Here is a 15777-nt window from a genome sequence, read left to right on the forward strand (position 1 = left end):
GGGGCGACTATCCCAGTGGTCGTCCCCACCTTTTTCGGAAGTCTCGTCAACTCGCTCGACAGGGTGCTGAACCCATATGCTTCGCTATTGCCTCCATCGCCTGTTGATCGGGCTCGGCATGCTGCTCGCGCTGACGATGCTCATCTTCGTTTTGCTGCAGCTGACGCCGGGCGACCCGATCGACGCCTACATCGATCCTAACGTCGCCATGTCGAAGGAAGCGATGGACGCGTTGCGCGCACAGCTCGGTCTCGACCGGCCGCTGCCCATTCAGTATCTCGCCTGGCTGTCGCAGGCTGTTCAGGGCAATCTCGGCCATTCGCTGCAACGCTTCAACGAGACGGTATCCGGCCTGATCGTGGCGCGCATCGGCCCTACGCTGCTGCTGATGGGGGCAGGCCTTTCGATCGCCATCGTCATTGGCATCGCCTCCGGCATCGTCAGCGCCGTACGCCGCAATTCGCTGCCCGACTATTCATTCTCGGTACTCGCCATGTTCGGCATTTCGAGTCCCGCCTTCCTCACCGCCCTTCTCGGCCTCTACGTCTTTTCGGTGCGGCTCAAATGGGCGCCGTCTGGTGGCATGCTGACGCCGGCGGCCGATTTTTCTGTCGGCGATCTGCTGCGTCACCTGATCCTGCCGGCAGTCGTTCTGTCGATCGGCCATGCCGCGCTGATCATGCGCTACATGCGCGCCTCGATGCTCGAAGTGCTCAACCAGGATTATGTGCGCACCGCCCGCGCCAAGGGCGTCAAGGAGTTCTGGGTCGTGACCAAGCACGCGCTGCGCAATGCGCTGCTGCCGGTCGTCACCCTCATCGGCTCGACCATCGGCCTTGCCGTCGGCGGCGCGATCTTCATCGAGAGCGTGTTCAACTGGCCGGGGATGGGCCTGCTGCTGATCAACTCGGTCGAGACGCGCGATTATCCCGTCATCATGGGCGCGACCCTGGTCATCGGCGCCTGCGTCATCATCGTCAACATCCTGACCGACCTTGCCTATGCGGTCATCGACCCGCGCATCAAGGTGGCCTGACATGAGCGTCCTGACCATATCATCGACAGGCCCTCTGGCCCGCGCCACCAGCCGTTTTGTCCAGAACCGCGCGGCCATGTTCGGCCTGGTGCTGCTGGTGCCTCTGCTGTTTGCGGTGCTGACCTACCCGCTGTGGCTGCCCTACAAGCCCAACGATATCGACCTTCTGGCTATGAACGCCGGACCGTCGTGGAAGCACTGGTTCGGCACCGACGGCGTCGGCCGCGATGTGCTCGCCCGCACGCTCGAAGGCGGCCGCATCTCGCTTTTGGTCGCGGTTTCTTCCGTGGTCATCTCGACGGCGATCGGCTTCCTCGTCGGCGCGCTGTCGGCCTTTGGCGGCCGCTGGACCGACGCAGTCGCCATGCGCACGGTCGACCTTGCCATGACTTTGCCGCCGGTCATCTTCCTTCTGGTGCTTGCCTCCATCGTCGGCTCCGGCATCTGGTCGACCGTCTTCGTCATCGCGCTTTTGTCGTGGCCGGTGCTGTCGCGCATGATCCGCGCTCGCCTGCTTGAACTACGCGAACGCGAATTCGTCATGGCCTCGCGCGGCATGGGTGCGGGCCTCGGCCACCTGCTGTTCCGCCACGGCCTGCCCAATTCCATCGACATCCTGATGGTCTACGCCACGCTTCAGGTCGCCAACGCTATCCTGCTCGAAGCCGGCCTGTCCTTCCTCGGGCTCGGCGTGCCGCCGCCGGCCGCGAGCTGGGGCAACATGCTGAATGCGGCGCGCTCGACGGCGGTGCTCGAACAATTCCCCTGGCAATGGCTGTTCCCCGGTGGAGCGCTGGTCATCGCTGTGCTTGCCATCAACTTCATCGGCGACGGTCTGAGGGATGCCTTCGATCCTCGTGCTGAACTCAACTGAACCGTGAAAGAGAACTGATATGTCGAAATTCTTTGGTGTCATTCCCCCCGTGGTCACACCGCTCAACGACGACTTTTCCGTCGACTACGCGTCCTACACCCGCGTCCTCAAATATCTGATCGACGGCGGCTGCCACGGCCTGTTCGCGCTCGGCTCAACCAGCGAAGTGGTGTTTTATGACGATGCCGAGCGTCGCAAAATCCTCGAACACACCGTCAAGGTCGCCAACGGCCGCGTGCCTGTCATCGCTGGCGTCATCGACCCGACCACCGACCGCGTCATCCGCCATGCCCAGACGGCAAAGTCCGTCGGCGTCGATGCCGTCGTGGTCACCGCACCTTTCTACACCCTCACCAGCCAGGCCGAGACGATCGACCATTTCCGCATGATCCGCGACGCAGTCGATGTGCCACTGATCGCCTATGACATCCCGGTCTGCGTCCACACCAAGCTTGCGCGCCAGACCGTGGTGACGCTGGCCAACGAAGGCACCATTATCGGCCTCAAGGACTCGTCCGGCGACGACGGCAACTTCCGCTATGCGTTGAGCGACCTCGCCGGCAACAAGGACGTGTTCCTGATGACCGGCTCCGAGATCGTCGTCGACAATGCGCTGCAGATGGGCGCGCACGGCGTGGTTCCCGGCCTCGCCAATGTCGATCCGGCCGGCTATGTCCGCCTCTGGGACGCTGCCCAGCGCGGCGACTGGGATGCGGCGCGCAAGGAGCAGGAGCGGCTTTGCCGCCTGTTCGAGATCGTTTGGGTAGCAGCAGGCCGCGTCAGCGGCGGCGCGACCGGGGTTGGTGGCTTCAAGACCGCGATGCGCAGCCTCGGTGTCATCTCGACCAACGTCATGGCGCGGCCCCGCTCCCCGCTCAACGATGCCGAAACACGCAAGGTCGACGAGATCCTGCGCTCGGTCGGCATGCTTGGCTGAGAGTGACCAGATGACCCCCGAACCCATTCTCGAGGTCAAGGGCCTGCGGACCGTCTTTCGGGTGCGCGACCGGGAGATTGCCGCTGTCAACGGCATCGACCTCGTCGTTCACCCTGGCGAGACGGTTGCGCTTGTCGGCGAATCGGGTTCGGGCAAGTCGGTGACCAGCCTGTCCGTGATGCGGCTTCTGGCCCGCAAGGTGGGCTCGATCGACGCCGGTTCGGTGCTGTTCCGCGGCAAGGACGGCAAGCTGAAAGACCTCGTCAAGCTCGACGAGGAAGCGATGCGCCAGATCCGCGGCAACGACATCGGCATGGTGTTCCAGGAGCCGATGACCAGCCTGAATCCGGTCTACACCGTAGGCGATCAGATCTCCGAGCCGATCCGCGTTCATCGCGGAACCGGAAAGCGTAAGGCGCTGGAGGCCGCCGTCGACTTGCTCGACAAGGTCGGCATCCCCGATGCGCGCCGCCGTGCCAGCCAGTACCCCCACGAGCTTTCGGGCGGCATGCGTCAGCGCGCCACTATCGCCATGGCGCTGGCCTGTGACCCGACACTGCTGATTGCCGACGAACCGACGACCGCGCTCGACGTCACCATCCAGGCGCAGATCCTCGACCTGATGCAGAACCTGCAGCGCGAGCGCGGCATGGGCATGCTGTTCGTCACCCATAATCTCGGCGTCGTCGCCGAGATCGCCCACCGCGTGGCGGTGATGTATGCCGGCCGCATCGTCGAATTCGGCCCCGTCGCCGAGGTCTTCCGCAACCCGCGCCACCCCTACACGATGGGCCTGCTCAAATCGATGCCGCGGCTCGGCGCCGCCACCGCCATGAAGCGCGCTGGCGAGACGCTGAACGCCATCCCCGGAATGGTGCCAAGCCTTGCCAACATGCCTGTTGGCTGCGCCTTCGCGCCGCGCTGCGCCTATGCCATCGACGCATGCCGGGCAGCCATGCCCGAACTGGCCGCTGTCAACGAGCGCCACGGCAGCCGATGTATCCGCTGGCAGGAGATCGCCTGATGACGAGCCCCGCTCCCCTTCTGTCCGTTCGCGGTCTGGCCAAGCACTATGCGACGCGCGGCACTACCCTGAAGATCCTCGAAAACATCTCGTTCGATATCGCCAAGGGCGAGGTTGTCGGGCTGGTCGGAGAATCCGGCAGCGGCAAGACAACCATTGGCCGTTCGGTGCTGAGGTTGATCGAGCCGACCTCTGGCGAGATCGTCTTCGACGGCGCCGATCTGACAAAGCTTTCGGCCGGCGAGATGCGGCGCAAACGGCCGCGCATGCAATACATCTTCCAGGATCCCTACGCCTCGCTGTCACCACGCATGACAGTCGGCGAGATCCTCATGGAAGGGCTGAAGATCCAGGGCATCGGTACCAAGAAGGAGCGCGTCGAACGCGCCCGCAAGGCGCTCGAACAGGTCGAGCTGCCGCCCGACGCCATCAACCGCTACGCCCACGAGTTCTCAGGCGGCCAACGTCAGCGCATCGGCATTGCCCGGGCGCTGACGCTTGCCCCCGAATTCATCGTCGCCGACGAACCGGTCTCCGCACTCGACGTGTCGATCCAGGCGCAGGTGGTCAACCTGCTGCGCGACCTGCAGCAGCGGCTTGGGCTGACCATGCTGTTCATCTCGCATGACCTCGCGGTGGTCGAATATATCTGCGATCGGGTCATCGTGCTCTATCTCGGCCGCATCATGGAAATCGCGTCGAGCGAAGACCTCTATGCGAGGCCGCAGCACCCCTACACGCGGGCGCTGATGTCGGCGATCCCCTCGCCCGACCCCGACGCTAAGACCGAACGCCAGATCCTCAAGGGCGACATTCCGAGCCCGGCCAATCCGCCGAGCGGCTGCGTCTTCCGCACACGCTGCCCCAGTGCGCTCGACGCCTGCGCCATCACCGTGCCCGATCTGCGCGAGGTAGCACCGGGACATTTCAAGGCCTGCATCCGCGACGATCTGGAGGGAAGCCTGGTGCCGGTAGGCGCCTGAACGCGGCAGCACATCAAGAGGGCTTCACGGGACGACACGGTCCCGAGTTGGCGGGGCAGGCCCAACAAGCGGCACGCTCCGATGGGAAAGGTTTTGCCAAAAAAAGGGAGAAGAAGCGTGCCAAGACTTTCGAAATATCTCGCCAGTGCCAGCCTCGGCCTCGCACTTGCCTGGGTTGCGCCCGCATTTGCCGACAGCGTTTCGGTGACCTGGAAAGAGCTGCCTTCGGTGCCGGCCAACACCGCCGCCTGGAACGACGCCATTCCGGTCAAGGAGAAATACTGGCGGCAGATTGGCCTAGCCGGCCCGATCGCCGGCGTCCATGGCGACTATCTGCTGGTCGGCGGCGGCGCCAATTTCCCTGAACCCGGCAAGATGCCGAACGAGGCCAACACGCTCGGCAAAGTCTACTGGAACGAGAAGCACTTCGCCTTGCCGGCGGCACTTGGCTACGCCGCGACCGTCGTCCTGCCTGAGGGCGTTCTGGTAATCGGCGGCGAAGGCTTCAACGAGGCCCCCAACGGCAACAAGCTCGCCAAGGTGGAGAAGTTCGCCGACGTCATGTTGATGAGCTTCGACCCGAAGAAGGACGATGTGACGTTCAAGGCCTATCCGCCGCTGCCGGCGCCGAGCAGCTATGGTGCCGCAGCCCTGGTCGGCCGCACGATCTACTACCAGACAGGCAAGGACACTTACGCGCTCGACCTCGACAAGCTCGACGCCGGCTGGAAGGCCCTGCTGCCGCTGCCAGGCGAACCGCGCGACACAGCTGTTGCCGCTGCAGTAGACGGCAAGTTCATCGTCGCCACCGGCCGCAACAAGAAGGACGACGTATGGTACGTCCACAACGACGCCTACGCTTTCGACCCCGCAAAGCAAGCGTGGGAGAAGCTGCCCGACATGCCCTTCACCGCAATGGCCGGCGAGGCCTTCGGCGTCGACGACCGCTATATGGTGATCGTCGGCGGCGACAAGAACGTTGAGCGCTGGAACCTGCTCACCGGTCTCGAGGCCGAACGCGCCAAGCACGAAAAGGGCACACCGGAATGGGAGAAGGTCAACACAGCGCTGACCTTCCTTGCCGACCATCATCTCGGTTTCAACACCGAGATCCTCGCCTACGACGCCAAGGACGGCAAATGGAGCCAGGCCGGTTTCTTCCCGGGTGCTGCGCCCGTGACCACCCAGCCGGTGACATGGAAAGGCAAGCTGATCCTGCCTTCCGGTGAAATGCGCCCGGGCATCCGTTCGCCCAAAGTGTGGATCGGCAGCGTCGCGGACTAAAAGTCGCCAAGACAAAGGAAGAACCCCCTGTCCTTCGGACAGCGGGTTCTTTCATGTCCGGCCGATGCGGTTAGGCTTACGCCTCCACCGCCACTTCGCGACGCTCTCGCGAGGCCTTGAAGGCGGCCTCGATGCAGGCAACGACATGCATGCCGTCTTCACCTGTTAGTGGCGGCCTGGTTCCTGTGCTGACAGCCTGAACGAATGCCAGCCATTGACGGATGAGGCCCTGGCCAGCGACGTCCAGCTCGATGGAATCCTCCACCTGCTGCCACTTGAGATCGCGGCCGAGGCAAACCCCCTTGAAGAAGTCAACCGTCAGCACGCCCTTGTCGAACACCAGCTCGTCGCCGGAGATGAAGGCGCCGTCGGCGTAGCCGATGCTGGCCACCTGCCCTGCCGCCTCGTCGCCGAAGCGAATGAGCAGTAGTGCCGCATCGTCCGCCTTTTGCTGGTGGAATGTCGTGGCCGTGATGGCACTGACATGGGTGGCGCGGCGGCCGGCGAATGCCAGAAGCCGGTCGAGCGCATGGATGCCGGCGGTGAACAGCATGCCCCCACCGGTGGCCGGATCGAGGTGCCAGTCGCGGCGGTTGCCCTCCATCCAGAGCTTGATCATGCGGCTGGAGCCATAACGCATGGCTCCGAGTTCACCGCTGTCGATGAGCCGCTTGGCCGCCAGGAACGGCAGCGAAAAGCGCATGGTGTGGCTCGGCATCAGCGTCACGCCGGCCTTGTCGGCGGCGGCGAGGATCCTGCGGCACTCGGCGACCGTCGGCGCCAGCGGCTTTTCGATCATGATGTGTTTGCCGGCCTCGGCGCAGGCAATGGCGACGTCGGTGTGCAGGTGATGCGGCAGCGCCACCACGACCGTGTCCACCTCAGGATCGGCGAGCATGTCACGATAGTCGAGGTAGCCCCTGCCGCCATATTCGTTGGTGAACGACTTCAGCCCTTCGGCGTCGTTGCGGCAGGCTGCTACCAGCGTCGCGCCCGTAACCGAGCGCAGCGCCTGCGCATGTGCTGCGCCGAAATGGCCCGCGCCAATGATGCCAACCCTGAGCATGTCAGACTCCCTGAATTTCGTAGCAATGGTCGATGATTGCCATGGCGCGGCGGCAATCGGCGAGCGACACGGCCGGCGGCCGTCCCTGGGCTAGCCGTTTCAGCGTATCAGTCATGACGTCGTCGTAGCGGCGCGCCGGCGGGGTAACCGGCAGGTCGCGCTGGCCCTCGTCGTCGAGCGTGGAAAGGGCGATGCGGTCGCCGAAGTCGCTGAGCGTGGCGTTCTTCGCCGAGACGCGCCATTCGAAGATGCCGCGCTTCATCGAGGCGAAGGTGTAACCTGCCTCGACCAGCCCCAGCGTGCCATCGGCCGCACTGAGCACAACGGCCGCATAGTCCTCGACCTCGGTGCCGTGGATCGGGCGACCGAACGAGGCGCTAACGACATCGACCTTCTGATCGCCTGCAAGCGTCAGGAAGGCGTTGATGCCATGGATGCCCAGATTGCGCAGGGCGCCACCGCCGCCGATGGCGCGATCCAGAACCCAGCCGACGCCGTCATCGACATAACGCTGTGGCGGACCGTTGATGAGGCGGAAATGCGAATGCGAGATCGCCCCGAGACGGCCGGCCGTATCGAGGTCGCGCAGTGCCGCCATCATGCCGAGCCCGTGCGGCAGCGCTACGGCGACAAAGGCATTTTTGCCCTGGCCGGCGGCGACAAGCGGATCGGCGGCCCGAGCCGAAATGCCTATCGGCTTTTCGATCAGCAGCGGAACGCCAGCCTCGATGACGGCCAGCCCGCGTTCGGCTATTTCGAACGGACGCCCCATGACAACAGCGAGATCGGCTCCGGCAAGCGCCTGATCCAGCCTCGACGCCACCGCGCAGCCGAACTTGTCGGCAAAGAGCCGTACCGCTTCCGCGGACGGATCCCAAGCCATGGCGATCTCCGCTCCCGCCGCCAGCGCGGCCTTCGCATGCATCGTCGAATGCCAGTGGCTAACACCGAGAAAGGCCAGTTTCATATGGGAGCCGTAAGATATAGGATAAGTGGATGCCTTATATCCTATACGATACGACCAATGCAAGTCATAGAGGCTGCCGGGCCACCATTTAGACGCCCGAGCTAAGGACGGGCCCGCAAAGTCAGAGCCATGCCACGCCTATTCCGCCGTGGCATGGCTGGTCTGCATGGCGATGTTTTCGGCTACATATCCTCGCGACCGTCGCCAGCACCTAATTCAGCTGAACCCGCCCGCTGGAAATCGCCATTGCCGGTATAGACCCAGCTCTTGCCGACGGACGTGGCTAGGAAGCGATCATCAAAGCCGCTTTCGATTTCCTGCTGCGGATTGCGCGGCAGCACGACGATCTTCATCAGAACGTAGTAGAGAACGAGACCGAGCGGAAAGCCGATGATGAAAGCGTAGCTCGAATACCAGGCCGCGACGCTGCCGGCGGCAATCCAGGCGATCATGCCCGCCCAGTTGATGCCACCCGAATAGCGGAACTGCCCGTTCATGCGATAGAGGTCGGGCACGTTCACCCGACGGCGACGGATCAGGTAATAGTCGGCCGTCATGATGCCGCCGATCGCCGACAGGAATGCACCGTAATAGCCGAGGAAGACGAACAGGTTGTCAAGGATCAGCCATGGAAAGCACAGCGTGCCGATGATGCCGGCGAGCACCACGCCGACCTTGTAGTTGACGTGGCGCGGCGACAGGTTGACCAGCGTCAAGGCCGACGGAATGAGGTTGGCGGCCGTGTTGGTCGACCACTGGGCGAGCACCACCAACACCAGCAGCATGATGAGCGCAAAACCCTGGCTTTGCGCCTGGATGACTTCGATCGGGTTCCAGTTGCCAGTGGCGATGAACGACACGCCGCCGATGCCGGCTATCATTGCCTGCGTGACCGGCAAGGCGATCAGCTGTGCTGCAAAGATGCTCTTGTTGCGCTTGAGGAAGGTTTTCGAACCTGGCTCGGTCTTGACGAAGCGGGTCAGGTTGGGAATGTCGATCGCCATGGTCGACCAGAAACCTAGATTGGCGATGAACAGCACCAGCAGCGACATCTCGCCCTGGGCATGGAAATTCCAGATGTTGATGCCCTTGGTCTGGGCGATGCCTTCGAGGGTAAAATACATCCATAGCGAGATCGCGATGATGCAAGGGGCCGCGAGCGCTGCCAGGCGTTCGATCGACTTGATGCCGCAAGCTGTGTTGACCACCTGCACGATGCCGAAGGCGACATACCAGACGAACCAGTTATCGAAGCCGAGGAAATGCGAGCCGATGCCGTTCAGCGCCAGAGCTCCAAGATAGGTCTGGATGCCGAACCACATTGAGGCGACGAGACCGCGCGAGATCGCCGGCAAATGCGTTCCGTGAATACCGAAGGGCGCGCGCAGATAGACGGCAAAGGGAAGCCCGTGCTCGGTGCCGATATCGGCGGTGAGCAGCATGAACAAGCCGATGCCGATGTTGGCAAGAAAGATCGTCAAGATGACGGTCGACAAAGGAATGCCACCGCCGACGCCAGTGGCGCCGAGCGAGAATGTCGCGATAATGACGGCGATGCCGATCCAGATCCAGGCGTATCCCAGCATGCTGATCGGTCGCTGGCTAAGTGTCGTGGGCAGGATCGATTCTTCGATGAGCGTGCTGCGCTCACGCTCGATCGCGCCCGCTTGGGCTGCAATTGTCACGGTAACCTCCACTTTTGATTGTATTAATTCCCCACGTCTGAAGATTGGGCGGCCAGTTGGTTTAGGCCTGCACCAGATTTCTTGGGCCTTTGCAGCCGGTTTCGATGGCGCTTTGCCTATGCGCTGCGGAGCGCTGCTCTCAGCTTTTCGGTGGCCTCGATGTCGATCGTCTCGTCCTCGATATTGACCGCGACGCCGTAGATCTCACGGGCATGGGCCACCGAGCAAAAGCCGTCGAGCACGTCCTCCAGCACCTTTTGCGCCGGACGCTTCAGCGGCGATCCGTAACCGCCGCCATTGGGGCTGTAATAGGCCATGACATCGTTGGACTCGACCGCCAGGCCGGAGAACTTGGAGTGCATCTCGCGGGCATCGCCTGGAGCACCCGCATTGTAGATGAGGCACTTGCCGACAGCGCCATCGGTACCGCCGAAGATGCCCCACGGGGCATCCTTGTGGCGTTCGGATTCATGGGTAATGAAGCCGGGCGAAAGCACGCGCTGCGCCTTGACCACACCAATTCCGCCGCGGAATTCACCGGCGCCGGGGGGCACGTCGTCACGAAGTTCGTAGCGGTCGCAGATCATCGGGATGTGCATCGCCAGATCCTCGAGCGGATTGTTGCGCGTGTTGGCCATCAGATTATCAATGCTGTCGGGGCCGTCGGACCGTGGCCGGCCACCATAGGCGCCCTCGTTGACCTCGAGGAACACCCAGTAATCGCCGCTCGGCCGCACGCCGGAATAGGCGGCAAACGAAATCGAAGCCGAACTGCCGGCAATCACCGTTTCGGGCATCACCGGCGCCAGCGCGCGGATGATGAGATCGATCATGCGATTGCACTGCGTGAAACGCGCTTCGGCCGAGGCCGGCGCCTTGGGATTGAAGATCGAGCCAAGCGGCGCGATCACGTTGATCGGCCGGAACGAGCCTTCATTGGACGGAACCCGGACGTCGGACGTATAGGCGTCCAGCAGAAGCTTTCGGAACGCCGCGTAGGCGGCGACCTTGGTCGAGCCCTCGAAGGGCACGTTGTAGGCGGTAGGCGTCTGGTCGGCCGAACCGGTCAGGTCAACGTCAAGCTCGTCTCCGTAGACCCGCACCGTCACCTTGACCTTGAGGCGCTGATCGCGATTGCGGCCATCGTCGTCGAGCCAGCCTTCGGCCATGTATTCGCCATCGGGGATGTCCGAGATGCGCTGGCGCATCATGCGCTCGGCATAGTCCATCAGCTGATTGGCAGCGTGGAAGATGATATCTTCACCGAATTTCTCGATCAGTTCGACAAAGCGCTTTGCGCCAAGGCGGGCCGAGGCGATCTGGGCTTCGATGTCGCGCACCAACTGCTGCGCAGCCCGGCTGTTGTTGCGGATGAAGTTCCATATCGCATTGTTCGGTTCGCCCTTGCGATAAAGCTTGGTGCCGGCAAACAGCATGCCCTCGGCGAAGACGTCGGGAACATCGATAATGAGGCCGGGCGTGGCCGCGCCGATGTCGACATGATGCGCGGTGTTGCCGGCAAAGCCGACGAGCCTGCCCTGGTAGAAGACCGGCACGACGATCGCCAGGTCGGGCGTGTGGCTGGAGCCGTGATAGGGATGGTTATGGACGACGACGTCGCCGTCATACCATTCGCCATCCTCGAGCGTCTCGCGGATACCGCGCAGATAGCCTGGGATAGATCCGATATGCATCGGCGTCGATTCCGACTCGCACAGCGTGTTGAACTCGGCGTCGAAAAGGCCCGCGCCCAGGTCCTCGGACTCGCGGATGATTGAGGAAAAGGACATGCGGTAAAGGACATGCGCCATCTCTTCAGCGATGGTCTCGAAGGAGCCGCGTATAACCTGCAGAGTGATCGGATCGATCTCGGCAGGAAGCATCCGCTCCGCAACTGGCTGTGCCATGGTGTTCATGTGCGTTTCCTCCCTGGTCAGGCAATGCCCGCGCGATGAACGCGCGTGTTGCCGTATTCGAGCGTCTCGGCGACATAGCCGGGCGGTACGAGCGTCGTTGAATCGTGCTGGACCAGGATCGCCGGCCCGCTGACGCGGTCTCCTGCGTAGAGCTTGGTGCGGTCATAGCGCGGGGTGTCCAGCGTGCAGCCATCATCAAAGGTCGTGGCGCGCACGAACATCAGCGCCCTGTCGATGCTTGAGCCGTCCGTCGGCTTAATCTTCGGAATCCCGATGCGCTCGATCGAAGCCTTGCCGATGGCGCGCAAGGTGATGAGTTCGACCTCCGCGTCACGGTAGGAGTAGCCGTAGTCGAGCTGGTGCTGGTCGTGAAAGCTTGTCACCACCGAAGACTTGTTGGCCTGGGTAACCGGACCTTCGGGCATCGTCGCCCTCAGTTCGAAGCCCTGGCCCTGGTAGCGGCATTCGGCAACCACTTCGACATGGTGGCGTTCACGCGGAATGCCGTCGTCGTCGAGCTCGGCAACGACCCTGTCGCGAAGGCTGGCGGCAGCGCGGTTGATGCGGTCGAGCTGGCTGTCGGTCGCACCGTTCAACTCGACGATCACGGCCTCGGTGTGTTCGTACTGCAGGTCGGTCTTGAGCAGGCCGACGGCCGCCGTGATCCCCGGCGCGACCGGCACGATGACGTCGCGCGCCGAGATCGCCTCGGCCAGTGCTACGCCGTGCAGCGGACCCGCACCGCCAAAGGGCAGGATCGAGAACTGCCTGGGATCGACGCCGCGTGCCACCGAATTCGAGCGGATCGCCAGCGCCATGTTTGAGTTGATGATCTTGAGGATGCCGAGAGCAGCGTCCTTGACCGACAGGCCGAGCGGCTTGGCGATTTTTTTCTCGACGGCCTTGCGGGAAAGTTCCGGATCAAGCTTGAGATCGCCACCGAGGACGAAGTCTGGGTCGAGCCGGCCAAGCACGATCTGCGCATCGGTAACGGTCGGTTCGGTGCCCCCCCGGCCGTAGCAAGCAGGTCCGGGTTCCGATCCGGCCGAGCGTGGACCAACATTGAAAGCGCCCGCCTCGTCGATATAGGCGACAGAACCGCCGCCGGCACCGATGGTGACCAGGTCGATCATCGGCGTCAGTACCGGATGTCCCGAGACGTAGGTGTCGCGCGGGTTCATGATCTTGAGGCGGCCGTCCGGGATGGTGCTGATGTCGGCCGAGGTGCCGCCGATATCGACGGTGATGATGTTGCTGACGCCAGCCATCTCGCCTTCCGAGGCGCCGCCGATGACGCCGCCAGCCGGCCCCGACATCAGGATGCGCACCGGACGCGTTGCGCAGGATTCGACGGTCGAAACGCCGCCGTTGGACTGCATGATGCGCAGCTTAGAGAAAACTCCTGCCTCACGCAGCTTGCTTTCGAGATCGCGCAGGTAATAGGACGTCTTGGGGCCGACATAGCAGTTCATCGCTGCCGTCGAGAAGCGCTCGTATTCGCGCATCACGTTGGCGACCTCGCTCGACAGCGTGACATAGGCGTCCGGCATCTCTTCGAGCACGATCTCCTTGGCGCGACGCTCATGTGCGTCGTTGAGGAAGGAGAACATGAAACCGATGACGACCGATTTGATGCCGCGCTTCTTGAACAGCTTGATCGCCTCACGCACCTCAGCCTCGTCCAGCACCGTCTCGACATCGCCTTGGGGCGGCAGGATGCGCTCGGAGATGGCGATGCGGTTGCGGCGCTTGACCAGCGGCTGGCTCTGCCACGGCACGGTGAAGTGCAGCGAGAAATTATACGGCCGCTTGTGTCGGCCGATATGCAGGATGTCGCGAAATCCCCGCGTCGTGAGCATCCCGGTTTCCGAGCCGTTGTGCTCGATGGTGATGTTGGTTGCTGTCGTGGTGCCATGCACGATGACATCGACGTCGGTCGTGTCGATGCCGGCCAGACTGCAAATCCCCCTAACGCCCTCGACCACGCCGATCGACTGGTTCTTAAGAGTTGTCGGGACCTTGTGGTAGAAGACCCCCTTCGCGCATTCGAGAACGAGGTCGGTGTTGGTACCGCCGACATCCACACCTATACGAGTCATGTTTTCCTCCCTGGCAAAAGGGCGTGTCCCGCAAAGGACACGCCCTGTTCGATTACTCCGCCGCCATGCGCGATGCGTTGACGGTGTTGAGATAGTCGACACACTCGTCGACGCTGTGGACGTCGGCGAACTTGGCGTCGATATCGTAGAGGTTCCAGGCAACAGCGCCCGGCACGCGATCACCGATGCACTCACGAACGGCGATTGTGCGGAAGCCGTCGGCGAGACCGTCGCAGATGGTGGTGCGCACACAGGCTGTGGCTGTGACGCCTGTGACGAGAATGGTGTCGACGCCTGCGGCGCGCAGAATGCCGGCAAGGCCGGTGCCGTGGAACGAGCTGGCCCGCTTCTTGAGCAGCGTATACTCGCCTTCGATCGGAGCGATGCGAGAGTCGATCGCCCACAGGTCCTTGTTCTTCAGGTTGACGACATCGATCGGGATCTTGCAGTGCCACAGGCCCATGTCGGTGAAGCTTGCGTCGCGGTCGGTGATCTCATAGGCGGTGGTGACGTGGATCACCGGATGGCCGTTGGCGCGGCAGGCCTTGAGCAGGCGCTGCATGCCAGGGATGATCTCGTTGTCCATCGCGTCCTGGTCGCAGGTGAACGGATTTCCCGGTCGCGTCCAGGCGTTGGCGAGGTCGACGCTGACCAGTGCTGGACGCTTGCCGAACCCGACGCGGCGCTGAAAGCCGCGCTCCTGGTAGATCTTGTTCGAGGCTTCGAACGCCTGCTTCAGCATCCGGTCCAGTTCCTTGTTGTCGATGTCGCTCATGGCGTTTCCTCTTTGACTGAGCCCTCAGGGCCACTTGATCCTGGTTTCCGATACCTGCCGGGTGGTCCCTGCGGTTATCTGGATGTCAGAGTGCCGCAGGGGCAGCTTGAGCGGAATTGGTCTTTTGCCAATTATTCTTGCACGCCACGCATCAATCGATAGAGTGCCCAAACCGTTGGGAGGCAAGCAAATGGACATCGAAGCGGGCCTCGACCTCACGCAATCGTTCCTTATCGTTGCAGAGGAACTCAACTTCCGCCGCAGCGCCGAGCGCCTGCATATCGATCAATCGGCGCTGACCCGGCGGATCCAGAAGCTTGAGCACATGCTGGGCTTTGCGCTGTTCGAGCGCAGCACGCGCGAAGTCTCACTCACGCCTGCCGGGCGCAGCTTCTACGAAGAGAATGCGCGTCTTTTGTTCAGCTATTCGCAGTCGGTAAAGGCGGCCCGCTTGGTGGCCGAAGGCAAAACGGGCACGCTACGTGTCGCCTATATGGCCTTCGCTGCCACCGAGCTGATGCCGAGCGCCGTGCTGCGTTTCCGCAATGCCTACCCGCATGTCGCGGTCAATCTGCGTTACATCCGAACGCAAGGACAGAAGCTGGCGCTCGCCCATGACGAGGTCGATATCGGCTACATGATTGGCCCGTTCGACCACAGCGACTTTCACAGCCTGCTTCTGGCCAACGACCCGCTCTATGTCGTCACGCCGAAGAACCATGCCCTGCTGCACAAGCACGAGATCAGGCCGGCTGATCTCGTCGATTGCGACCTGATCTTGGGCGACATGATCGAATGGGAAGCCTACCGCTGGCGGCTCAACGAGATGTTTGCAGCCGAGGGCGTGCCGCTCAACATCAAGCTGGAGGCGTCGAACACGCTTGCACTTCTGGGATTGGTCGCCGCCGGCCTGGGCGTCACCGTCTATCCCGAAAGCCTGATCGGCTTCCTCGGTCGCAGTGTCGAGGTGCGTCCGATCATGCACCCGAACTTCCGTATCCAGACAATTCTGGTCTGGCGACGGGTCAACCGCGCCAAGTCGTTACGCCATTTCGTCGAGATCGCGAAGAACTTGCCGGCACGAATCTGAAGGAAAGCTATGAGCCCAAAAACTGTCATGATCGCGGTGGC

General features: G+C 62.7%; 13 protein-coding genes. 7 read left to right on the top strand and 6 right to left on the bottom strand.

Annotated features, from left to right (window positions below; translation table 11 throughout):
- Positions 1-76: 76 nt before the first annotated feature.
- From J2X50_RS17210 to J2X50_RS17235, 6 genes are all read left to right on the top strand, one after another.
- Entirely contained in the window at positions 77-1036 is a 960-nt protein-coding gene (locus tag J2X50_RS17210) for an ABC transporter permease (protein WP_429096740.1), read from the top strand.
- Positions 1002-1910, top strand: a complete 909-nt coding sequence (locus tag J2X50_RS17215) for an ABC transporter permease (RefSeq protein WP_429096743.1) — start codon at positions 1002-1004, stop codon at positions 1908-1910. The genes J2X50_RS17210 and J2X50_RS17215 overlap by 35 nt, the downstream gene beginning before the upstream one ends.
- A 19-nt stretch (positions 1911-1929) precedes the next feature.
- Positions 1930-2847, top strand: a complete 918-nt coding sequence (locus tag J2X50_RS17220; RefSeq protein WP_429096745.1) for a dihydrodipicolinate synthase family protein — start codon at positions 1930-1932, stop codon at positions 2845-2847.
- Between the two features lie 10 nt (positions 2848-2857).
- Entirely contained in the window at positions 2858-3871 is a 1014-nt protein-coding gene (locus J2X50_RS17225) for an ABC transporter ATP-binding protein (protein WP_429096747.1), read from the top strand.
- A complete protein-coding gene (locus J2X50_RS17230; protein WP_429096748.1) occupies positions 3871-4854 on the top strand; it encodes an ABC transporter ATP-binding protein in 984 nt (327 codons plus the stop codon). The genes J2X50_RS17225 and J2X50_RS17230 overlap by 1 nt, the downstream gene beginning before the upstream one ends.
- A 117-nt stretch (positions 4855-4971) precedes the next feature.
- A complete protein-coding gene (locus tag J2X50_RS17235; protein WP_429096750.1) occupies positions 4972-6138 on the top strand; it encodes a hypothetical protein in 1167 nt (388 codons plus the stop codon).
- Between the two features lie 76 nt (positions 6139-6214).
- Here the strand turns inward: J2X50_RS17235 and J2X50_RS17240 are convergent, their stop codons facing one another.
- From J2X50_RS17240 to J2X50_RS17265, 6 genes are all read right to left on the bottom strand, one after another.
- A complete protein-coding gene (locus tag J2X50_RS17240) occupies positions 6215-7204 on the bottom strand; it encodes a Gfo/Idh/MocA family protein (RefSeq protein WP_429096752.1) in 990 nt (329 codons plus the stop codon).
- A 1-nt stretch (position 7205) separates the two neighbouring features.
- Entirely contained in the window at positions 7206-8171 is a 966-nt protein-coding gene (locus J2X50_RS17245) for a Gfo/Idh/MocA family protein (protein WP_429096754.1), read from the bottom strand.
- Between the two features lie 182 nt (positions 8172-8353).
- Positions 8354-9856 carry an NCS1 family transporter gene (locus J2X50_RS17250; protein ID WP_026227907.1) on the bottom strand — a complete coding sequence of 501 codons (1503 nt, stop codon included), beginning with the start codon at positions 9854-9856 and terminating at the stop codon, positions 8354-8356.
- Positions 9857-9972: 116 nt separating this feature from the next.
- Positions 9973-11772 carry a hydantoinase B/oxoprolinase family protein gene (locus J2X50_RS17255; RefSeq protein ID WP_429096757.1) on the bottom strand — a complete coding sequence of 600 codons (1800 nt, stop codon included), beginning with the start codon at positions 11770-11772 and terminating at the stop codon, positions 9973-9975.
- Positions 11773-11789: 17 nt separating this feature from the next.
- Complete coding sequence (locus J2X50_RS17260) at positions 11790-13871, bottom strand: hydantoinase/oxoprolinase family protein (RefSeq protein ID WP_429096760.1); 2082 nt, start codon at positions 13869-13871, stop codon at positions 11790-11792.
- Positions 13872-13923: 52 nt separating this feature from the next.
- Positions 13924-14646: an isochorismatase family protein gene (locus J2X50_RS17265; protein ID WP_018431425.1), complete on the bottom strand. Its 723-nt coding sequence runs from the start codon at positions 14644-14646 to the stop codon at positions 13924-13926.
- Positions 14647-14752: 106 nt separating this feature from the next.
- Here J2X50_RS17265 and J2X50_RS17270 point away from each other — a divergent pair, with 106 nt between their 5' ends.
- Positions 14753-15736, top strand: a complete 984-nt coding sequence (locus J2X50_RS17270; protein ID WP_429096764.1) for a LysR family transcriptional regulator — start codon at positions 14753-14755, stop codon at positions 15734-15736.
- The last annotated feature ends 41 nt before the right edge of the window (positions 15737-15777 follow it).

Origin of the sequence: Aminobacter sp. BE322, assembly GCF_050433525.1 — a bacterium.
GTDB lineage: Bacteria > Pseudomonadota > Alphaproteobacteria > Rhizobiales > Rhizobiaceae > Aminobacter.